Raw genomic sequence first — 21,428 nt, forward strand, 5'->3', positions numbered from 1 at the left:
GATGCTCTTTTCGAGGAGATCGCCTTCACGGGCCTAGCCTGGACACATGACCGCACGCATCGACGCCGTCCGCGGCGGCGACGCGGGCGCCGAGCTGACCGGCGGCCGGGTCCAGCTCGCGGGCGCCCGGCCGGACCTGGGCGCGGCGACCGCCGCGCTCGAGCGCATCGAGCGGACGCTGGCCGAGCACCCGTGGTCGGCGCCGGAGCAGCGCGAGCTCGAGGACGCCGGTCTCGGCCCGCGTCAGCTCGCGGCGGCCACCCGGCTGGGCCGGATCATCCGGCTGCCCGGCGACATCGTCCTGCTGCCCGACGCGCCGGCCCGCGCGATGCGCGAGCTCGCCGCCCTGCCGCAGCCGTTCACCACCAGTGACGCCCGGCAGGCGCTCGCCACGACCCGCCGGGTCGCGATCCCGCTCCTGGAGCACCTGGACGCCCGCGGCTGGACCAGGCGGCTCGACGGCACCCATCGCACCGTCGTGCGCTGACAATCTGGCGGCGCGCTCCACGCCGCGGATCCCGTCGCCGGCGGTGGGTTCTACCCCGCTCTCGCGCCGATAGCGGGGCAGAAGCCACCGCGAGCGCGAGGCATCCGCGACGTTGAGATATCGCATTCCATCGATACAGCGGCGAGTCGCCTCGGGACGGCACCGGTTGTTCATCTTCCCGGGCGATAATCGCTAGGCCCCTTCCCCCACCGACCAAGGCACCGATGTCCACGTTGCTGCGTAGCGCCTTGCGCACCCCCGAGCGAACCCTCGTCGACGTGCTGCTGGCTACCGCGAAGGCGCACCCGGGCAAGGCGGCGCTCGACGACGGTGACTCCGTGCTGTCGTACGCCGAGCTCGTCGAGCAGGCAGAGCGGGTCGCGGCCGGGCTTCACGAGCGCGGCGTACGTCGTGGCGATCGGGTAGGCGTACGGATCACCTCCGGCACCAGCGAGCTCTACCTGGCCATCATCGGCACCCTCCTGGCCGGCGCCGCGTACGTGCCGGTGGACGCCGACGATCCCGACGAACGCGCCGAGCTGGTGTTCGGGCAGGCCCAGGTCGGCGTGGTGCTCGACTCGGTCGCCGTGGTCCGAGAGCTGCTCGTCAGCGCCGCCGCGACGCCCGAGCCCTCGACGGCGGACGACGACTGCTGGGTCATCTTCACCTCCGGCTCGACCGGCCTGCCGAAGGGCGTCGCGGTCACCCACCGCTCGGCGGCGGCGTTCGTGGACGCCGAGGCCCGGCTCTTCCTGCAGGACGAGCCGATCGGCCCGCAGGACCGGGTGCTCGCCGGTCTATCGGTCGCCTTCGATGCTTCGTGCGAGGAGATGTGGCTGGCGTGGCGGTACGGCGCCTGCCTGGTCCCGGCGCCCCGGGCGCTGGTGCGCACCGGCGCGGACCTGGGCCCGTGGCTCACCGCCCGCGAGATCACCATCGTGTCCACCGTGCCCACCCTCGCCGCGCTGTGGCCCCCGGAGAGCCTCGAGGACGTCCGGCTGCTGATCTTCGGCGGCGAGGCGTGTCCGCCCGACCTGGCTGCCCGCCTGGTCACCGCGCACCGCGAGGTGTGGAACACCTACGGCCCGACCGAGGCCACCGTCGTCGCCTGCGGCGCGCGGCTGACCGGTGCACCGCCGATCCGCATCGGGCTGCCCCTCGACGGCTGGGACCTCGCGGTGGTGGGCCCCGACGATCGGCCCGTCGCGCACGGCGAGCAGGGCGAGCTGATCATCGGCGGCGTGGGCCTGGCCCGCTACCTTGACCCGGCCAAGGACGCCGAGAAGTACGTCCCCATGCCGAGCCTCGGCTGGGACCGCGCGTACCGCTCCGGCGACCTCGTCGTCAACGACCAGGAGGGGCTGGTCTTCGTCGGCCGCGCCGATGAGCAGATCAAGCTCGGGGGCCGGCGCATCGAGCTGGGCGAGGTGGACGCCGCCCTGCAGCGGCTGGACGGGGTCCGCGGCGCCGCGGCCGCGGTCAAAACCACGCCGACCGGCAACCAGCTGCTCGTGGGGTACGTCGTCCCCGAGACGCCGCAGCGCTTCGACGCCAAGGCCGCCCGCGAGCGGCTCACCGAGGAGCTGCCGGCCGCCCTCGTCCCGCTCATCGCGGTCGTCGACGACCTCCCCACCCGCACGTCGGGCAAGGTCGACCGCACCGCGCTGCCGTGGCCGCTGCCGGACGTCGTGGCGCCCGACGAGGCCCGCGAGCGGCTCACCGGGACGGCAGCGTGGGTCGCGGAGATGTTCGCGCAGGTGCTGGGCGTCACCCCGTCCGGTCGCGGCTACGACTTCTTCGAGGGCGGCGGCGGCAGCCTGACCGCGGCGCAGCTGATCAGCCGGCTCCGCGACCGGTTCCCCGAGGTCACCGTCGCGGACCTGTACGGCCAGCCGAGCGTCGGGGCGATGGCCGACTTCCTCGACTCGAGGACGCGTTCGCTGCAGCCCACGCTGCGCCGCGAGAGGGTCGAGCCGACCAGCCGCCGCACCCAGCTGCTGCAGGTGCTGCTGAGCGTCGCGATCAACACCATCGCCGGGTTCCGGTGGGTCGTGCTGCTGCTGCTGGTCACCAACATCGTCGGCGGCGTCGGCGGGATCGGCTTCCCGCACGTGTCGTGGTGGCTCGTCGGCGTCGCGGCGGCCGTCGTGCTCACCCCGTTCGGGCGGATGGCCGTCGCCGCCGCCGGCACCCGGCTGCTGCTGCACGACGTGAAGCCGGGCGTCTACGCCCGCGGCGGCCGGATGCACATCAAGCTCTGGGCGGCCGAGCGGCTCGGCGACGCCATCGGCGCGGTGAACCTCGCCGGCGCCCCGTGGATCGCCTACTACGCACGGGCCCTGGGATGCAGCGTCGGGCGCGACGTCGACCTGCACTCGCTGCCCCCGGTCACCGGGCTGCTGCGCCTCGGCAGGCAGTGCGCCGTCGAGCCGGACGTCGACCTGTCCGGCTACTGGATCGACGGCGACGCGTTGCACATCGGCGAGATCACCGTCGGCGCCGGCGCCACCATCGGCGCGCGGTCGCACCTGGCCCCGGGCGCGACGGTCGGCAGGGACTCCGACATCGCCGCCGGCTCGGCGGTGCTCGGGCACGTCCCGCCCGGCGAGTACTGGAGCGGCTCGCCGGCGCGGCGCAAGTCCCGCGTCAAGCACCCCTGGCCGGAGGAGCGCCCGTCGTCCAGCAGGCTGTGGGTGTCGGCGTACGCCGTCTCGTCGGTCGCCCTCGCGCTGCTGCCGGTCGCGGCCGCCGCGCTCGCGCTGCTGATCGTCGGCGTGCTCGTCCGCGACGACTCGACGTGGCGCGCGGTGCTGCTGCACACCCTCGTCGCGACCCCGCTCGCGGCGGTCGCGGCGTTCGCGCTGCTGGCCCTGCTGACGCTGGCCGCGGTGCGGTTCTTCGGGGTGTTCATCCGTGAGGGCACCTTCCCGGTGCGCAGCAAGGTCGGCTGGGCGGCCTGGGCGACCGAACGCACGCTGGACGCCGCACGCACCTACCTCTTCCCGATCTACGCGAGCCTGTTCACGCCGGTCTGGCTGCGGCTGCTCGGCGCCGAGGTGGGCAAGAACGTCGAGGCGTCCACGGTGCTGCTGCTCCCCCGGATGACGCAGATCCGCGACGGCGCCTTCCTCGCCGACGACACGATGGTGGCGTCGTACGAGCTGGGCGGCGGGTGGCTGCGCATCGACCGCGTCAAGGTCGGCAAGCGGGCCTTCATCGGCAACTCGGGCATCGCCGGCGGCGGGCACAACGTGGCCAAGAACAGCCTGGTCGCGGTGCTCTCGGTGGCGCCCACGAAGTCGAAGGCGGGCACCTCCTGGCTGGGCAGCCCCCCGGTCAAGCTGCGCCGCAACGCGCAGGACGTCGACGCGACTCGCACCCACAAGCCGACCCGCACCTTGAGGCTCAAGCGGGGTCTCGTCGAGCTGTGCCGGGCGGTCCCGGTCATGGTGACCGTCGGCATCGGCTTCGGCGTGCTCATCGGGCTGGCCGCCCTGTGGAGCACGCTCGGCCTGTGGGCCGCGGCCCTGCTGTCCGGCGCCGTCCTCGCCCTGGCCGGCGCCGTCGGCGCGGCGATCACCACCGTCGCGAAGTGGCTGGTGATCGGCCGGATCGGGCGCGTCGAGCACCCCCTCTGGTCGTCCTTCGTATGGCGCAACGAGGTCGTCGACACCTTCGTCGAGTTCGTCGCCGCGCCGTGGTTCGCGATGCCGGCCACCGGCACCCCGCTGCTGAACCTCTGGCTGCGGTCCATCGGGGCCACCATCGGCCGCGGCGTGTGGTGCGAGTCGTACTGGCTGCCGGAGGCCGACCTCGTCACGCTCGAGGCGGGGGCCACCGTCAACCGCGGCTGCGTGGTGCAGACCCACCTCTTCCACGACCGCGTCATGTCGATGGACACCGTGCACCTGGGCCGCGGCGCCACCCTCGGACCCAACAGCGTCATCCTCCCGGCGGCGTCAATCGGCGACGCGGCGACCGTCGGCCCGGCGTCCCTGGTCATGAGGGGCGAGGGGGTCCCGGCCGGATCGCTGTGGCAGGGTAACCCGATCGGCCCCTGGTCGAAGAACGCTCCCGAGCTGAAGGACTGATGTGCCCGCCAACCAGCCGCTGATCGGCGCCGACTCCGCCGGTGACGAATACACGCCGCGACGCGGCAACGGCGGCTACCAGGTCGACTCCTACTTCCTGGATCTGACCTACCGGGTCCCGTCGAACAACCTGCACGGGCTGGCGGTGATCGCCATCCGCACCACCGAGCCGCTGGACAAGCTCACCTTCGACCTGACCGGGCTGCAGGTGTCGAAGGTGACCGTCGGCGGACGCCGGGTGCGGCGCTTCACCGCCCGGTCGGGGAAGCTGGCCATCTGGCCGGCGGCCACGCTCGAGGCGGGGACGGCGCTGAGCGTCGAGGTGCACTACTCCGGCAACCCGCGCCCGACCCGGACCCCGTGGGGGCTGCTCGGCTGGGAGGAGCTCACGAACGGCGCCATCGTCGCCAGCCAGCCCACCGGCGCCTCCACCTGGTTCCCGTGCAACGACCACCCCTCCAGCAAGGCCAGCTACCGGTTCCAGATCACCACCGACGCGCCGTACACGGTCGCGGCGAACGGCGCGCTCGTCTCGCACCGCACGCACGGCTCGATGGCGACCTGGGTGTACCGGCAGACCGAGCCGATGGCGAGCTACCTCGCCACGCTCTACATCGCCCAGGCGCCCTGGTTGCGGCTGCCGGCCGACGGGCTCGCCGTCCGCCAGTCCGCCGTCGTCCCGGCCGCCCTCCGCCGCCGGTTCGATCACGACTTCGCGCGCCAGAGCGAGATGATCGCGCTGTTCTCCCGGCTGTTCGGTCCGTACCCGTTCGGTGACTACAAGGTGCTGGTCACCGAGGACGTGCTCGAGATCCCGCTGGAGTCGCAGGGCATGTCGACGTTCGGCAGCAACCACGTCGACGGTCGCGGCGGGTCGGAGCGGCTGATCGCCCACGAGCTCGCGCACCAGTGGTTCGGCAACTCGGTGGGCCTCGCGGCGTGGCAGCACATCTGGCTCAACGAGGGGTTCGCGTGCTACAGCGAGTGGCTCTGGTCCGAGCACAGCGGCAAGCACTCCGCCGAGGACCTCGCGCGGCTGCACCACCGGCGCCTCAGCACCCTCGCGCAGGACCTGCTGCTGGCCGACCCGGGCCCGCGCGACATGTTCGACGACCGCGTCTACAAGCGCGGCGCGCTGGCCCTGCACGCGCTGCGCAGGTCCGTCGGCGACGCGGCGTTCTTCGACCTGACGCGCGAGTGGTGCCAGCGCCACGCGTCGGCGACCGTCACGACGCCGCTCTTTCTCGACCTCGTCCACTCCCGGCTGGGCGAGGCGGCCGTGGAGACGTTGCGCCCGTGGCTGTACGCGGCGCCGCTTCCGGAGCTCTAGCCCCTACACGTGCGTGGTGGGTGAGGCACCGCCGCCGGTCTCCTGCGCCAGGCGCGCCCGGCGGCGTTGCTCGGCGCGATCGCGCAGCACGGTGTCCTGACGCACCCGCCGGCTCTCGCCGACCAGCGCCCGGTACTTGCGGGCGTTCTTGTCGCTGACCGCCGTGTCGCGCGGCGGCAGCTGCAGCGTCGTCTCGGCCTTGATGCCGGCCTGCAGCTCGCGAGCGCGTTCGACCTCGGCGTCGACCTCGGCCCCCAGCAGCATCGCGATGTTGGTCAGCCACAGCCACAGCAGGAAGACGATCACGCCGGCCAGCGAGCCGTACGTCTTGTTGTAGTTGCCGAAGTTGCCGACGTAGAAGCCGAATGCGACCGACGCGACGATCCAGGTCAGGATCGCGATCGCCGCGCCGAGGCTCATCCACCGGAAGCTCGGCTGCTTGACGTTCGGGGTCGCGTAGTACAGCAGCGCGACCATCAGGACGACGATGAACAGGATCACCGGCCACTTGGCGATGTTCCAGATCAGCACGGCCTGGCTTCCCAGGCCGATCAGGCTTCCCGCGCTCCTGGCGACTGGGCCGCTCATCACGGCGCCGAACAGCACCAGCACGGCACCGACCAGCAGAACCAGCGTCAGGAAGAACATCTGGAGGCGCAGCTTCACGACCGACCGGCCCTCGTCGACCTGGTAGATCCGGTTCATCGCGCGGCCGAACGCGCCGACGTACGCCGACGCGGACCAGACGGAGCCGAGGATGCCGATGACCAGCGCGAAGCCGGCCCCGCGTGACTCGGTCAGCTGCTTGATGATCGGCTCGAGGGTGTTGGCCGCGTCCGTCGGACCGACCTGGCTGATGACGTCCAGCACCGCCTTGGTCGTCGACGGGCCGTCGGAGAAGACGCCGAGCAGCGAGATCAGCGCCAGCAGGGCCGGGAAGACGGCCTGCACCGAGTAGTAGGTGAGCGCGGCGGCGAGGTCGGTGCACTGGTCGCGACCGAACTCGCTCAGGGCGCGCTTGAAGCCGGCCTTCCAGGCGGCCTTGCGCAGCTGGCGCGGAGACTCCGGCTTGCGTTCGTCGTTCGGGGCGGGCGCCGTGCGCGCCTTCTCCGCCGCTTTTCCTTCTCTGGCCACGTCACTCCCTGGGTCGCGCGGGCAAGGTCCTCACCTTTCTACCGCAGCGGCCGGCCCCGCCGAGGGGAAACGGCGGTTCAGCCCTGCCCCGGCACGACGCCGGCGACCTCGTCGACGACGAACAGGCCGCCGCCGCCCGCCTCCGGCAGGTAGCCGACGACGAGCCTGTCGGCCACGACGATCTGCAGCGTGCCGTCGAGGCCGGCACTCCACTCAGCGAGCCGGGGGGCGTCCTTGATCAGGCCGACGAGAGCGGTGATCCCCGCCTTCGGCTCGGACGCCGGCAGCGCCCCGCCGTACTGCAGGGCGAGGCCGGTGGGGGGTTGCTGGACGGTCAGCAACGCACCGGCCTGCGAGCAGATGCCGACCGAGCAGCTCCACCCGATCTTCGCCAGCGCCCCGTCGACCTGATCCACCGACGGGAGCCGCTTCTTCTCGCCGGTCGAGTGCACCGGCGGCGTCGAGGTGGAGCGCCAGGTGGCGAGCGAGTCGAAGCAGAAGTAGGCGCTGGTCGAGTCGTGCGTGCACGCGGAGAAGTCCTGGCCCGGGGTGACGACGGCCGCGACGCGGTTGCCGAGCGCGACGCTCTCGCCGCTGTCGGGCTCGGAACCGCCGGCGCTGTGGTCGTGCTCGGCGTGGGTCAGCGAGCGCGTCTCGGAGGTGTATGAGGACACCCGTCCCTCGCGGTCGCTCTGCAGGAATACGATCGCCAGCTCTCCGGCGTGCTGCCGGTAGCAGGCCAGCACCGCGTGGCTGGTGGAGATCTTGCCCGCGGTGCACGTCAGGTCGCGAGACAGGTCGGTCGCGACGGCACGCGCCGGCGACCCGTCCGGACCGAGGCTGTCGTAGGGGCCGCTGTCGGTCAGCCGCGGGACGATCACGAGGGCGGCGACCACCGCGGCGACGATCGCCCCGCCGACCGCGATCAGCAGCCGGCGCGACCGGACGACGCGTGCTCGACGGGTGGAGCGCGACGGCTGCGGCTGGTCAGTCGGGGTGCTCACCGGTCCATCCTAGGTATGCCGCTCAGCCGCACCGGCCGATGACTGGCGAGCATGACGACGTACCCGGGGACCGGCACGCGGGTGAAGGTGACCGGGCGGTCGCCGAGGACTCCGGCGGGGATGCCCCAGCCGTCGGCGTGCCGTGCGACGAAGGACTCCGGCGGCGTGGTGAGGCCGGTGCCGACGAGCTTCAGCGCCGCCTCCTTGGCGACCCACACCTCGAGGACGGCGCGGGTTCGCTCGTCGCCGCGCATCGCGCCGAGCGCCGCCCGCTCGGCGCGGTGCAGGGCGACGTCCTCGATCCCGCCGCCCGACCCGAGCGCCTCGGCGTCGATCCCCACCGGCTCGGCGCTGAGCGCGACCGCGTGCAGGCCGGGCGCGTGGCTGATGCTGATGTGCCCGTCGGCGGCCAGCGGGCGACCGTGCGTCTCCGAGCCGCAGCGCGGGCACGCGTGCCGGACCGAGAGCCGGCGCCGCAGCTGCGCGAGCTCGGCGTCGTCGCACAGCAGGATCCGGACGTCGGGCACGCGGCTCACCGTACGGCACTGGGACAATCGTCCGGTGCTGATCCTGCTGCCGCCGTCCGAAGGCAAGACCGCGCCGCGGCGCGGCGCCCCCCTCGACCTCGAGGCGCTGTACCTGCCGGCCCTGGCGGAGGCCCGTGAGGCGGTGATCGACACGCTGGTGGAGGTCTCCGCGAGGGACGACGCGACGCGGCTGCTGAAGGTCTCGCCCGGTCTCGCCGACGTCGTGCGCGCCAACACCGGGCTGCGGACCGCGCCGGCGGCGCGGGCGGCGCAGATCTACACCGGCGTGCTCTACGACGCGTTGGACGTCGCCTCGCTCGATTCCGCGGCCCGGCGCCGGGCCGCCCGACGCATCCTCGTGTTCTCGGCGCTGCTCGGCCCGATCCGGCTCACCGACCGCATCCCGGCCTACCGGCTGTCCGGGTCGGTGACGCTCCCCGGTCTCGGGCCGCTCGCGTCGTACTGGCGGTCCCGGCTGCAGGACGCCATCGATCCTCGCGGCCTGGTGATCGACTGCCGGTCCTCGGCGTACGCCGCGATGTGGCAGCCACCGTCCGGCCGGCACCTGCCGGTGCGCGTCTTCCGGGAGGCCGGCGGCGAGCGGACGGTGGTCAGCCACATGGCCAAGCACACCCGCGGCCTCGTCGCTCGCGCGCTGTGCGAGGACGCGGCCGATCCGCGCCGCCCCGGTGATCTGGTCGAGCTGCTCGGCGCCTACTTCGCGAGCCACGAGGTGGCCACCGCTGCCGGCGCGCCGGTCGACGTCCGCGTCGAGCTGGGCGAGGGCACCGTCGACGTCATCACGTCCTGAGCACTACTTCTTGGCGACCGGCGGTGCCGTGACGGCGGCCGTCGCCACCAGGGACGCGGTGCCCTTGGCCGACAGCGCGCCGGCCGACGTGAGCTGGATGCCCTTGTCGGCGGTGCGCCGCAGCAGCTCCGGGAGCGCCCGCACCTCGACCTCACGCCGCGCCCGCAGTGCCGCAGCCGTGGCGGTGTGCGGGGCGAGCGCGCTGTGGCCGATGCCGTCGTGCAGGCCGAGCACGTCGCCGGGCTGCAGGCTTTCGGCGACGTACTCGGCGACCCGCGCCGGCGACTGCTCGTTGCCCGGGCCACGCGCCACCGACCAGATGTAGACGTCGTACCCGAGCTCGGCGCAGATCCGGAACCCGGCGCCGCCGAGCTCACCGCGGGGAGGGCGGAAGCTGGCGAACGGGATCCCCGTGACAGCGCCGATCTCGTCCTTGCAGCGCACGATCTCCGCACGGACGGCGGGCTCGGCGAGGTAGGCAAGGTCGAGGTGGCTCCAGGTGTGGTTGGCGATCTCGTGCCCGGCGGCCACTATCTCCTTCAGCAACGACGGGTGCCGGACGCCGTTGTAGCCCAGCACGTTGAACGTCGCCGTCACCCCGGCCGCGGAGAGGGCGTCGAGGATCCGCGGCGTGAACTCCGGATCGGGGCCGTCGTCGAAGGTGATCGCTGCGACCGGCTCGGTGACCGGCACCGACCACACCACCCGCTGCGTCCCGTAGCGGGCGATCCGCATGCCGCTGTCGACCGACTCGGCGACCTCCAGCGCCGGTCCGGAGAGTCCCGCGCGCGGCGCGGTCGCGGACGGCTCGGCGCGACCGAGCGCGACGCCGGCGCCGGCGGCGAGCGCCGCCGCGGCGGACGCCGTCAGAATCTGGCGGCGGGAGATCTCGTGCATGGATCGAAGATATGGCAGTGAAGCGGCGCCGCCTACCGCCGAACAGCGGGGTCACAGCGGCGCCACAGGTGCGGCTAGACCTCGCCCAGGGTGCCTTCCACGTGCACGTTGCCCTCGGCCAGCCGGTAGGTGGCCCCGACGATCGCGAGCCGGCCGGAGTCGATCGCGTCGTTGACAATGCGCGAGCGGTCGTTGAGCAGCCGCGCGGTCTGCATGACGTGCTCGGCGCCTACCCGCTCGGGCGTGCTCTGCCCGTCCCCGGCGCCGATGGCTACGTTGCTCGGCAGCACGTGCTCCACGATGTCGCGGATGTACCCGCCCGGCAGATCGCCCGTGCTGACCGAGTCCATCGCCGCCTTGACCGCACCGCACGAGTCGTGACCGAGCACGACCACGAGCGGGATGCCCAGGATCTCCACGCCGAACTCGATCGACCCCAGCACGCCGGCGTCCACCACGTGGCCGGCCGTGCGGACGACGAACAGCTCGCCGAGGCCCTGGTCGAAGATGATCTCGGCCGCGACACGGGAGTCCGAGCAGCCGAGGACGAGCGCGAACGGGTGCTGAGCGTCCTTGAGGGCGGCGCGCTTCGTCGAGTCCTGGAAGATTTCGCTGTTCTGATCGCTCACGAAGCGCCCATTGCCATCGAGCATGCGCGCCCACGCTGCGGCGGGGGTCAGTTCCGACATACCTCGAATATCCCACGGGCGACCGCGGCGCCCGCGGGCGCCTCGGTCAGAAGCCGCTCGCCGGCAGCAGCGGGCCGCTGCGGCCGTCCTTGTCGAGGTGCCGGACGATGCGCTCGCTCCACAGCGCCATCTCGGTGATCTGGTGCGGCTCGAGGAAGTTCAGCAGGTGCTCGCGCACCCCGTCGACGTGCACGTGCGACGCCTGCGCCAGCACCTCGAAGCCGTACTCAGTGAGCTCGGCGAAGGTGCCGCGGGCGTCGTCCGGGCACGTCGACCGGCCGGTGAGACCACGAGCCTCGAGGCGGTTCATCTGGTGCGACAACCGGCTCTTGGACAACCCGGCGGACGCCGCGAGATCGGTCATCCGCAGCCGGCGCTGCGGCTCCTCGCTCAGCCGCACGAGGATGCCGTAGTCGGTCAGGGAAAGATCGTGGCTCTCGCTGAGCTCCCGGCCGAGCCGGTCCATCACCAGGCGCGATGCCAACAGAAAACCGCGCCACGCGCGCTGCTCATCCTGGTTGAGCCACTTCGTTTCCGTCATACGTAGATCCTACATCGGAATGGTTGATCATTCAACTTAATGCTCGGCGCTGCGGCCCTACCGCAGCACTCGGAGCTGGAAGGGGTAGTCGTAGTGCCGCCCACCGGCCGCCCGCAACGCGCCCTTGAGATGGCACCACGCGGCGACGACGAACGTGACTCCCCAGATCAGCAAGGCGACCGGGATGCCGACCAGCGTGAAGACCAGGATCCAGCCGATCACCTGCAGCAGCCAGAACGCGACGTTGAAGTTGAAGGCCCCGGCTGCGGCTCGCCGTACCGCCGGGTTGCGGTCCTTGTAGAGGGCCCACACGATCAGTGGACCGACGACGCTGAGCCAGCCGGCGCTGATCACGAAGGCGATCGGCGCGGAGAGGTGCGCGAGGATCTGCGCGCCTCTATCGGTGCCGTCGGCGGTGTCCACCGCGCGATAGCGCGGATCGTAGATCGGGCTGTGGGTCATGGGCCTTCCTCCGTTCGGAGCGGTGGGCGCGTGACGCGCTCGCCCGGTACAACGCGCGGCGTAGCCCGATCATGCCCGCCGCGGCCTCGGCTTGTCGCCAAGACGTCGCGAACGGGAGGGCGTGTCCACCCCGGGTGGACGACGTCCCTCGTGGGTGACGTTCCGGCGGGACGGCGTCAGCGGTCGTCGTCGGGATCGCGGGGCACCCGGCAGCACTGCTCGAGCCAGACACCCGCCAGCGCCAGCGCGGCGGCGAAGACCGCGCCCACGAGCGCGACCACCGTGTCCGCCTTGGCCACCGCGAGGGTGCCCCACTGGCTCCCGGCGTACGCCGCGAACCCCGCCCACAGGCCGGCCAGCGGCGCGCCCAGGTACCCGCTGGCCCTCGCCAGCGCGAGGGCACGGGCCGCGACGATCGGGTCGACCCGCTCGTCCCCGCGCCGGTGCTGGATGCGCGCGCGCAGCCGCACGCCGAAGGACGCCTCGGCGAGCGCGAGGATGCCGGCCCACACCGGCATGTACCAGCGCAGCCGAGGGATGTCGCCGTAGACGTTGCTCACGACGACCCAGCCGATGACCGCCGCGCCGACGAACAGCGCGCCGAGCGTCGACCGGTTCATGGGCCGCAGTTCCTCGCTCACAGCGCCACCCCGTCGAGCCGCTCGACCTGCTGCTGCGGATCGCCGCTCTCGAGGAGCCCGCGCAGCAGCGCGTCGACGGCTCCCTGCGGCAGCATCGCGTGCGGCTGGAGCTCCACCCAGGGGGCGAGGACGAACGCCCGCTCGTGCGCCCGCGGGTGCGGCAACGTCAGCTCCGGATCACCGCTCACGATGAGCATGCCCTCGCGGTCGTAGACCGCGATCACGTCGACATCGAGGGTGCGCGGGCCCCACCGGACCTTGCGGGTGCGGCCGGCCGCGCTCTCGCAGGCGCGGGCCACCCCGAGCCACCCGCCGGCCTCGAGCGCGTCGTCGTCCGCGATCAGCACGGCGTTGTGGAACGGCTCCTGCTCGACCCCACCCCAGGGCGCCGTCCGATAGACGCCGCTGGCGACGACCAGGCGGTCGCCGAGCCGGTCGACGACCGACCTCAGGTGCGCGATGCTGTCGCCGACGTTCGAGCCGATCGACAGGACGGCGATGGTCATGGCCGCTCCCGCCGGACCCGGACGGAGACGTCGGCGAACTGCAGCGGGATCGGCGCCTGCGGCTTGTGGACGACGATCTCGGCCCACTGCACGATCGGGTAGGCCAGCGCGACGTCCAGCAGCCGGTGCGCGAGCGTCTCGATCAGGTCGAGCGGCTCCCCGGCGACGACGGCCGCGAGTCCTTCGGCGAGCTCGCCGTAGTGCACCGTGCGGGTCACGTCGTCGGAGGCCGCTGCCTCGCTCGTGTCGAGGCCCAGGGTGCAGTCGACGACGAAGGGCTGGCCCGCTCGCTTCTCGTGCTCGTAGACGCCGTGGTAGCCGGTGACGGCGAGGCCGGTGAGCCGGATCTCGTCGCTCATGCGTGCCCCGCCTGCCAGGCGGCGGCGACCCGCACCGCGTCGAGGGAGGGACGCACCGCGTGAGCGCGCACCGCCCAGGCGCCGGCCGCGGCCGCGAGGGCGGAGATCGCGGTGGTCGCGTCCTCCCGCCCGTTCGGAGGGCGCGGGACGTCGCCGTCGGCGAGCAGCCGTCCGAGGAACGTCTTGCGGCTGGCCGCGATGAGCACCGGCAGCCCGGTGCGGACGAAACGCTCGGTGGCCTGCAACAGCGCCCAGTTGTGCTCCGCGGTCTTGGCGAATCCCAGGCCCGGGTCGATGATCAGCCGCTCGGGTCGGACGCCGGCCGCGACCGCTTCGTCGACGCGCCGGCCGAGCTCGGTCAGGACGTCGTCGACGACGTTCTCGTAGTGCGCGAAGGACTGCATCGTCTTCGCGTGCGCGCGCCAGTGCATCAGGACGTACGGCACCTCGAGCTCGGCGGCGGTCGGGTTCATCTGCGGATCGGCGAGGCCGCCGGAGACGTCGTTGATGATCGCGCACCCGGCGTCGACGGCGGCCCGGGCGACCGCGGCCCGGGTGGTGTCGACCGACGTGACGATGCCCTCGGCCGCGAGCGCCGCGATGACGGGCACGACGCGTGCCGATTCGGTGTCGGCGGCGACGCGTTCCGACCCGGGCCGGGTCGATTCACCGCCGACGTCGATGATGTCGGCGCCTTCGTCGCGCAGCGCGAGACCGTGTGCGATCGCATCGTCGAGATCGAGGTACCGGCCGCCGTCCGAGAACGAGTCGGCGGTCACGTTGAGCACGCCCATGACGAGCGTGCGCTCAGCCGTGGGAACGGCCCCGGGCCGCCCGGCACTCATCAGCGCCCCGCGGTCCCGATGAGGCTGAGCGCCTCGGCCCGGGTCCGGCTGTCGCGCTCGAAGATGCCCCGCACGGCCGACGTGATGGTGCGCGCGCCGGGCTTGCGGATGCCGCGCATGGCCATGCACAGGTGCTCGGCCTCGACGACCACGATGACGCCGCGCGGCTCGAGGGCCTGGACGATCGCGTCGGCGACCTGGGCGGTGAGCCGCTCCTGCACCTGCGGCCGCTTGGCGTACAGGTCGGCCAGCCGCGCGAGCTTGGACAGCCCGGTGATGCGCCCGTGCACACCGGGGATGTAGCCGACGTGCGCGACGCCGTGGAAGGGCACGAGGTGGTGCTCGCAGGTCGAGTAGATCTCGATGTCCTTGACCAGGACGAGCTCGCGGTGGTCCTCCTCGAAGGTCTTCGAGAGGACCTCGCGGGGGTCGACGTGCAGGCCCGCGAAGATCTCCGCGTACGCCCGAGCGACCCGGTCGGGGGTGTCGCGCAGCCCTTCACGGTCGGGGTCCTCGCCCACGGCCAGCAGCAGCTCGCGCACGGCGGCGGCGGCGCGGTCGTGGTCGACGCTCATCGGTCGTGCTCGCCCGAGGACTGCGGGTTGAGCCACTCGCTGGGGTACGCCGGCGGCACCGGCGGCTTGGCAGGCTCCTGGCCGGTCAGCGGGGCCGGCTGGATGGCGGGCAGCTGCACGGTGTGGTCCTCGTCGGCCGACTCGCGGTCGGTCGGCGGGTTGGCGTCCGGCTCGACGATGCCTTCCTTCTTGGCCTCGGCGAGCTCCTTGGGCGTCATGACCGGCGGCAGCGACTTGCCGTTCTTGCGGCGCCGGGAGCCGGTGAACGGGGCCATCGGGCTGCGCTTGGGCACGTTGGCGCAGATCCGGTTCATGTCTTCGGCGCTGAGGGTCTCCTTCTCCATCAGCTCGAGCACGATCTGGTCGAGCTCGGCGCGATGCTGCGTCAGGATCTCCCACGCCTCGTCGTGCGCGCGCTCGATGAGCTCGCGGACCTCGCTGTCGATCAGCGCGGCGACCTCGTCGGAGTAGTCGCGCTGGTGGCCCATGTCGCGGCCCAGGAACGGCTCGGACTCGCTGGTGCCGTACTTGACCGCACCGAGCTTGTCGCTCATGCCGTACTCGGTGACCATCGCGCGGGCGACGTGCGTGGCCTTCTCGATGTCGTTGGACGCGCCGGACGTCGGGTCGTGGTAGACCATCTCCTCCGCGGCGCGGCCGCCGAGCATGTACGCCAGCGAGTCGATCATCTCCGAGCGGCTCTGGCTGTACTTGTCCTCGGTGGGCAGGATCAGCGTGTGGCCGAGGGACCGGCCGCGCGGCAGGATGGTCACCTTGTGCACCGGCGCGCTGTGCGGCAGCGCCTGCGCGACGAGGGCGTGGCCGCCTTCGTGGTACGCGGTCATCTTCTTCTCGCGGTCGCTCATCGCACGGGTCTTGCGCTCGGGTCCGGCGATGACGCGGTCGATCGCCTCCTCCAGCGAGTCCTCGGTGATCGACGTACCGCCGGTGCGGGCGGTCAGCAGGGCGGCCTCGTTGATGACGTTGGCCAGATCGGCGCCGGTGAACCCCGGCGTACGCCGGGCGACGGTGTCGAGGTCGACCCCGGGCGCGATCGGCTTGCCCTTGGCGTGCACCCGCAGGATCGCCTTGCGGCCCTCGAGGTCGGGGCGGTCGACGGCGATCTGGCGGTCGAAGCGGCCGGGGCGCAGCAGCGCGGGGTCGAGGATGTCGGGCCGGTTGGTGGCCGCGATCAGGATGACGCCGCCCTTGACGTCGAAGCCGTCCATCTCGACCAGCATCTGGTTGAGGGTCTGCTCGCGCTCGTCGTGGCCGCCGCCCATGCCGGCGCCGCGGTGCCGGCCGACCGCGTCGATCTCGTCGACGAAGATGATGGCCGGGGCGTTGGACTTGGCCTGCTCGAACAGGTCACGGACGCGGGAGGCGCCGACGCCGACGAACATCTCCACGAAGTCCGAGCCGGAGATCGAGTAGAACGGGACACCGGCCTCGCCGGCGACCGCGCGGGCCAGCAGCGTCTTGCCCGTTCCGGGCGGGCCGAACAGCAGCACGCCCTTCGGGATCTTCGCGCCGAGCGCCTGGAAGCGGGCGGGGCTCTGCAGGAAGTCCTTGATCTCGCCGAGCTCTTCGATCGCCTCGTCCGCGCCCGCGACGTCCGCGAACGTGGTCTTCGGCATGTCCTTGCTGACCATCTTGGCCTTGGACTTGCCGAACTGCATGACGCCGCGGCCGCCGCCCTGCATGGAGTTCATGACGAAGAACAGCAGCCCCAGCAGGATGATGAACGGCAGCATCGAGATCAGGAGGCTGAAGAGCACCGATTCCTGGGTGACCGTGGTGTCGAACCCTTCGCCCTTCTTGGCGTCGGGGGACGTGCCCTGCGCGGCCTTGACCGCGTCGAAGATCTGCGCCGACGCGCCGGAGGGGTACTGCGTCTGGATCTTGGAGACCTTCTCCTCGCCCGCGCCGGTCGGGTCGATGGACTTCTTGAGCGTGATCTCGAGGATCTGCTCCTTGTCCTTGACGTTGACGGCCTTGGCGTTCCCGGACTCGAGCTGGCCGAGCGCTACCGACGTCTTGACGTCGGTGTAGTCGCTGCCGCCGCCGAACAGGGTGGAGAGGAGGATGGCGAACACAGCCGCGAGGGCCATGAAGAACCACGGCGACTTCATCATCTTGTTGTTCTTCATGCGCGTAGGCGCTGGCGTGGGCAAGCCCGTGCCTCCTGGGTGCTGGGATACTGATGCCGCGCACGCCCCACGGTCGAGGCGCAGTGCCGGAAGTTAGCACGGTACACCGGGGGACGTACCTTCATTGCAACGTCCGCTGCCCGCGAAACGTTCCATGGCGCAGCGGCGCCGGCCACGCTACGTCGTCGACGCGATGACCTCGCCGGACCATTGCCCGATTCGCTCCAGCGCCTCGCCGGCTTCCGGTAGGAACCCGAACAGCGGGAACACGTGCACCGAATCCTCGATGAAGAACCGCTCGACCGGCACGCCGGCGCTCTCGGCCGAGTCGGCGACCCGGCGCGCGTCGTCGTAGAGCACCTCACCGTCGGTCGCGGCGACGAACAGCGGGGGAAGCCCCCGCAGGTCGGCCAGTGCCGGGGAGACCAGCGGATCGGTCGGGTCGTGCATCTGGGTGTACTGCGCGGCCATCGCGGTCAGTGAATCGCGGTTGGCGGCCGGGTCGGAGCCGTCGTACGCCGAGATGCTGGGCGAGGCGAGGGTGAGGTCGGCGAAGGGGCAGATCGCGATGACGCCGGCCGGGAGCCGCTCGCCGGCCTGCCGCAGCGACAACGCGGTCGCGAGCGCCAGACCCGCCCCCGAGGACTCCCCGGACAGCAGGATCCGCTCGGGCGCCACGCCGGAGCGGACCAGGGCACGGTAGGCGTGCACGGCGTCGTCCAGCGCCGCCGGGTAGGGGTCCTCCGGCGCGCGCCGATAGTCGACTGTCACGGTGCGCCCGCCCACGGCCCGAGCCAGGCGCGCCGCGTACTCGACCGACCCGCGGGCCGACCCGATCACGTACCCGCCGCCGTGGAAGTGCAGCACCACGGGCGACCGGTCCGAGGCCTCCCCGACCTCGATCGCGTCGACGCGCCCAAGCTGGACGTCGCGGGTCGGTGTCCCCTCAGGCACCGGAAAGTGAGACAGCAGCAACCGGTCGTAGCCCTCGCGCATGCCGTCATGGCCGCGGGAGAGATCCTCCTGGGTGAACGCCGAGCGCCAGAGGTCGTACGCGCGCTGGCTCTCGGGGCGCTTCATCGCCGTGCCTTCGCGGGTGCCGGCGAGACCGACGACGTGGCCGGCGGGCTCGAGCACGGTCTTGGTGATGTCGTAGTCCATCACGAACGCCCAGGTGGTCTCCGCGAGCGGGTCGATCCGCATAGCGCCCTGGAACCGGCCGTTGCGGGCGCGGATCCGGTCGGGGTCGGACTCGTGCGTCATCTTCACCATCGCGCGAGCGCCGGCCTGCACCCGGCTGGTGCGCGGCCGGCGTCGCGCCTCGTAGTCCTGCAGAGCGTCGGCGACCGATGGCCATTGCCGATCGGTGAGGCAGTGCGCGAGCGCCCAGCCGTCCTCCATCGACTGGCATGCGCCCTGCGCGAGGAACGGCACCATCGGGTGCGCGGCGTCGCCGAGCAGGCTGATTCGGCCTCGCGTCCACCAGTCGATGGGGTCGCGGTAGTACATGCCGGTGATGAAGCCGTGGTCGATGGCCTCCAGCATGGTCTTGGCGCGCGGCTCGATATCGCGGAACGACGCCATCATCTCGTCCAGGTCGCCGGTCTCGTCCCACGACTCGCGATGGACCTCGTCGGCGGGCACCGAGGCCAGCACGCTGTACAGCTTCCCGGGGCGCACCCAGTAGGTGATCAGAGTGCGACCGGGCCCGAACCAGTAGTTGCCCGCCTCGGGGAGGTGGAGCTCGGCGATCCGGTCGGCCGGGATCAGGCCACGCCACATCAGGATGTTCGCGAAGTGCCGCGGCTCCTCGCCGCGCAGGGCGGCGCGCACGACGGAATGGATGCCGTCGGCCCCGATCACGGCGTCAGCGGTGACCCGCTCGCCGCCGGCGAGCTCGACCCAGGCCTGCTCGTCGTCCTGCCCGACGCTCACGACACGGGCCCCCGTCCGGATGACGTCGTCCAGCCCGCTGCGCAGGATGTCGATGAGGTCGGCGCGGTGGACGTTGTACATCGGGGCGCCGTACCGCCGGGCGGCCGCGTCGCCGAACGGGATGTACCAGACCTGCCGCCCGGAATGCAGGTCACGCATGTCGTAGGACTGCGGCTTGACGCCGACCGCGGCGACCTGGTCCTCGAGACCGAGCCCACGCAGCACGTGCACACCGTTCGCGGCGATCTGGATCCCTGCGCCGATCTCCCCCAGCTCGCGCGCCTTCTCCAGCACGGTCACGTCGATCCCGCGCTGCTGCAAGGCGCGCGCGGCGGTCAGCCCGCCGATGCCGGCGCCGACGATCACAACGTGGCGAGTAGGGCTGTTCACGGACATCGGCGTACCTCGTTCGACGGCTGCTGTGCGGTGGTGCAACGCACGCTACATCGTCGTCCGCTACCCCACGGTCGTCGAGCGAGCGGAGCCGAAAGGCGAAGCGACGTCGAGACGCCCCAAGCCGCCACGACAACTGGCCCGCCGCCTTCCGTCACGCCGCCACCCGCAGTCCGCCACCCCCACGGTCGTCGAGCGAGCGGAGCCGAAAGGCGAAGCGACGTCGAGACGCCCCAAGCCGCCATGGGCGTCCCTCGCTGCCACGTCACTTCCCGCTCAGGTCTCCACGGGACGATCTACCGAGCCGTTTGATCTCGGCGTAGTCCCCGCGGATGAGCGCTTCGCGCTTCGCCCGGCTCCACCCCTGGACCTGCTTCTCACGGACGAACGCTGCAGCGATCGACTCGTACTCCTCGCTGTAGACGAGCTCGACCGGTCGACGGCGGCGGGTGTACGCCGCACCCTCGCCGTTCTGGTGCTGCCAAAGCCGGCTTTCGACGTCCCACGTACTGCCGACGTAGTACGTGGCATCGCTGCATCTCAGGATGTACATCGCCGGCATGTACCCATCCTGGGGGCGGCCGCACGCCGCCAGCGGTTTGCGGCGGCGGTTGTCCACAGGCGAAACGGGCCTCCCCAGACCGGCGGCAGGTCTTGACCACCGCCGGGCCGGCGAGGTCCGTCCGTCGGCTTACTGCGTCTCGACGTCGCTTCGCCTATCGGCTCCGCTCGCTCGACGACCGTGGGAGGATCGCTCACTGCGTCTCGACGTCGCTGCGCCTAGCTGTACCCGGCCATCAGGTTGGTTGCAGTCGGCTGATCGGTGGCTTGCCTCTGAGTGCGCCGTGGCGGCGTTCAGTGTTGTAGTACTCCAGCCAGGGCGCAAGGGCTGCGGCGCGTTCGTCGTTGTTGGTGAATGGTCGCCGGTAGGCCCATTCGGTGGCCAGTGTGCGGTTGAGGCGTTCTACCTTGCCGTTTTGCCAGGGGCAGTGCGGCTTGATGAACTTCTGGGTGATGCCGAGATCGGCGCAGGCCTTCTGCATGTGGTGCGAGCGGCGGTAGGCGAACGCGTTGTCGGTCAGCAATCGCTCGATCCGTGAGATGCCGTGCTGCGCGAAGTACGCAGCGGCGCGGCGCAGGAACTGCGCGCTGGTCTTCCCGGTCTCGTCGGGCAGGACCTCCGAATAGGCCAGCCGGCTGTGATCGTCAACCAGCGAGTGCACGTAGTCGTATCCGATCTTGTTCCGCTTGTGCTGGTTGCGGACGCTCGCGGCCCGTCCGTGCGCCCGCCACCCGCCACCATCGGGAATCTTCCCGAGCTTCTTGACGTCCATGTGGGCCAGCTCGCCGGGGCGTTTGCGTTCGTATCGGACTGCGGTCTGCTTCGAGGAGCGGATCACCTCACCGGTCATCGGGTCGCACTCGCGCAGGTAGGGCACGTCGTGGCGGCGCAAGATCCGTGAGACGGTCCGCGGCGCGACGCCGACCTTGGGGCCGAGCACATCAGGGCCGTCACGATGCTCCACGCGCGCCGCGAGGACCTTCTGCTCTACCTCGTCGCTGGTCTTGGTCGGCATCGCGTGGGGTCGCGACGACCGGTCGTGCAGCCCGGCCTCGCCTTCGGCGTCATACCGGTCGATCCACGTCTTCACGCACTTGCGAGACACGCCCATCGCGGCAGCGATGTGGGCCTGGCGCCAACCGGCATGGTGACGCTGAACGATCAGCCGGCGACCGTGAACGGTCAACCGCGCACTACCGTGGGACACGAGAACCTCCGTGGTTGGAGTGGGCCTTCGACAAGCCACATCCCACCCGGAGGTTCTCGTTCGATCAACCAGGCTCGCCGCTACCAACGTCCTGGCCGGGTACACCTAGCCTCGGGATTTCACGTGGTCGGGGGTGAGTACGGCGTGTAAAGCACGGAAGTGCCTGTCTGGCGCGGGATTCTTGGGTTGCTGAAGCTCAAGGTCCATCACGCAGAGAGGCACTCCGTAGGTGAAGCGTAGCCGTGTTCCGAATCTGGTCCTTGATCCCGTCCGCGAGTCGCT

The 21,428-nt window shown here is 71.6% G+C and carries 20 protein-coding genes; 4 read left to right on the plus strand and 16 right to left on the minus strand.

What is annotated here, in order from left to right:
• The first annotated feature begins 46 nt into the window (after positions 1-46).
• From F8A92_RS15305 to F8A92_RS15315, 3 genes are all read left to right on the plus strand, one after another.
• Complete coding sequence (locus F8A92_RS15305; RefSeq protein ID WP_153506040.1) at positions 47-487, plus strand: SelB domain-containing protein; 441 nt, start codon at positions 47-49, stop codon at positions 485-487.
• 224 nt (positions 488-711) lie between these two features.
• Positions 712-4,578 carry a Pls/PosA family non-ribosomal peptide synthetase gene (locus F8A92_RS15310; RefSeq protein WP_153506041.1) on the plus strand — a complete coding sequence of 1,289 codons (3,867 nt, stop codon included), beginning with the start codon at positions 712-714 and terminating at the stop codon, positions 4,576-4,578.
• A 1-nt stretch (position 4,579) separates the two neighbouring features.
• Entirely contained in the window at positions 4,580-5,908 is a 1,329-nt protein-coding gene (locus F8A92_RS15315) for a M1 family metallopeptidase (protein WP_153506042.1), read from the plus strand.
• 3 nt (positions 5,909-5,911) lie between these two features.
• Here the strand turns inward: F8A92_RS15315 and F8A92_RS15320 are convergent, their stop codons facing one another.
• The 3 genes from F8A92_RS15320 to F8A92_RS15330 all read right to left on the minus strand — a co-directional run bounded on the left by F8A92_RS15320 (position 5,912) and on the right by F8A92_RS15330 (position 8,573).
• The gene (locus tag F8A92_RS15320) at positions 5,912-7,042 is read right to left on the minus strand and encodes a YihY/virulence factor BrkB family protein (RefSeq protein WP_153506043.1); all 1,131 of its coding nucleotides are present in this window, start codon (positions 7,040-7,042) and stop codon (positions 5,912-5,914) included.
• Between the two features lie 77 nt (positions 7,043-7,119).
• Entirely contained in the window at positions 7,120-8,046 is a 927-nt protein-coding gene (locus F8A92_RS15325; RefSeq protein ID WP_153506044.1) for a hypothetical protein, read from the minus strand.
• Positions 8,043-8,573 carry a 4'-phosphopantetheinyl transferase family protein gene (locus F8A92_RS15330; RefSeq protein WP_194291526.1) on the minus strand — a complete coding sequence of 177 codons (531 nt, stop codon included), beginning with the start codon at positions 8,571-8,573 and terminating at the stop codon, positions 8,043-8,045. The genes F8A92_RS15325 and F8A92_RS15330 overlap by 4 nt, the downstream gene beginning before the upstream one ends.
• Before the next feature lie 34 nt (positions 8,574-8,607).
• Here F8A92_RS15330 and F8A92_RS15335 point away from each other — a divergent pair, with 34 nt between their 5' ends.
• Positions 8,608-9,384: a YaaA family protein gene (locus F8A92_RS15335; RefSeq protein ID WP_153506046.1), complete on the plus strand. Its 777-nt coding sequence runs from the start codon at positions 8,608-8,610 to the stop codon at positions 9,382-9,384.
• Positions 9,385-9,387: 3 nt separating this feature from the next.
• Here the strand turns inward: F8A92_RS15335 and F8A92_RS15340 are convergent, their stop codons facing one another.
• The 13 genes from F8A92_RS15340 to F8A92_RS15400 all read right to left on the minus strand — a co-directional run bounded on the left by F8A92_RS15340 (position 9,388) and on the right by F8A92_RS15400 (position 21,146).
• Positions 9,388-10,281, minus strand: coding sequence for a polysaccharide deacetylase family protein (locus F8A92_RS15340; protein ID WP_228389486.1), 894 nt, complete (start codon positions 10,279-10,281; stop codon positions 9,388-9,390).
• 74 nt (positions 10,282-10,355) lie between these two features.
• The gene (locus F8A92_RS15345; RefSeq protein WP_228389487.1) at positions 10,356-10,910 is read right to left on the minus strand and encodes a carbonic anhydrase; all 555 of its coding nucleotides are present in this window, start codon (positions 10,908-10,910) and stop codon (positions 10,356-10,358) included.
• A gap of 106 nt (positions 10,911-11,016) precedes the next feature.
• Positions 11,017-11,511: a MarR family winged helix-turn-helix transcriptional regulator gene (locus F8A92_RS15350; protein ID WP_153506048.1), complete on the minus strand. Its 495-nt coding sequence runs from the start codon at positions 11,509-11,511 to the stop codon at positions 11,017-11,019.
• Between the two features lie 57 nt (positions 11,512-11,568).
• On the minus strand, positions 11,569-11,973 hold the full coding sequence (locus F8A92_RS15355) for a DUF4870 domain-containing protein (RefSeq protein ID WP_153506049.1): 405 nt from the start codon (positions 11,971-11,973) through the stop codon (positions 11,569-11,571).
• 176 nt (positions 11,974-12,149) lie between these two features.
• Positions 12,150-12,593, minus strand: a complete 444-nt coding sequence (locus F8A92_RS15360; protein ID WP_153506050.1) for a DUF3180 domain-containing protein — start codon at positions 12,591-12,593, stop codon at positions 12,150-12,152.
• A 17-nt stretch (positions 12,594-12,610) separates the two neighbouring features.
• On the minus strand, positions 12,611-13,120 hold the full coding sequence (gene folK, locus F8A92_RS15365; protein ID WP_153506051.1) for a 2-amino-4-hydroxy-6-hydroxymethyldihydropteridine diphosphokinase: 510 nt from the start codon (positions 13,118-13,120) through the stop codon (positions 12,611-12,613).
• Positions 13,117-13,479, minus strand: a complete 363-nt coding sequence (folB, locus tag F8A92_RS15370; protein ID WP_153506052.1) for a dihydroneopterin aldolase — start codon at positions 13,477-13,479, stop codon at positions 13,117-13,119. The genes folK and folB overlap by 4 nt, the downstream gene beginning before the upstream one ends.
• On the minus strand, positions 13,476-14,324 hold the full coding sequence (gene folP, locus F8A92_RS15375) for a dihydropteroate synthase (RefSeq protein WP_153506053.1): 849 nt from the start codon (positions 14,322-14,324) through the stop codon (positions 13,476-13,478). The genes folB and folP overlap by 4 nt, the downstream gene beginning before the upstream one ends.
• Positions 14,324-14,899, minus strand: coding sequence for a GTP cyclohydrolase I FolE (folE, locus tag F8A92_RS15380; RefSeq protein WP_153506054.1), 576 nt, complete (start codon positions 14,897-14,899; stop codon positions 14,324-14,326). The genes folP and folE overlap by 1 nt, the downstream gene beginning before the upstream one ends.
• The gene (ftsH, locus tag F8A92_RS15385; RefSeq protein ID WP_153506055.1) at positions 14,896-17,049 is read right to left on the minus strand and encodes an ATP-dependent zinc metalloprotease FtsH; all 2,154 of its coding nucleotides are present in this window, start codon (positions 17,047-17,049) and stop codon (positions 14,896-14,898) included. The genes folE and ftsH overlap by 4 nt, the downstream gene beginning before the upstream one ends.
• A 177-nt stretch (positions 17,050-17,226) precedes the next feature.
• Positions 17,227-19,380, minus strand: coding sequence for an FAD-dependent oxidoreductase (locus F8A92_RS15390; protein ID WP_153506056.1), 2,154 nt, complete (start codon positions 19,378-19,380; stop codon positions 17,227-17,229).
• Between the two features lie 262 nt (positions 19,381-19,642).
• Entirely contained in the window at positions 19,643-19,939 is a 297-nt protein-coding gene (locus tag F8A92_RS15395; RefSeq protein ID WP_153506057.1) for a GIY-YIG nuclease family protein, read from the minus strand.
• A 235-nt stretch (positions 19,940-20,174) separates the two neighbouring features.
• Entirely contained in the window at positions 20,175-21,146 is a 972-nt protein-coding gene (locus F8A92_RS15400; protein WP_153506058.1) for an IS481 family transposase, read from the minus strand.
• Positions 21,147-21,428 lie beyond the last annotated feature (282 nt).

It is taken from the genome of Cumulibacter manganitolerans (assembly GCF_009602465.1).
Lineage (GTDB): Bacteria > Actinomycetota > Actinomycetes > Mycobacteriales > Antricoccaceae > Cumulibacter > Cumulibacter manganitolerans.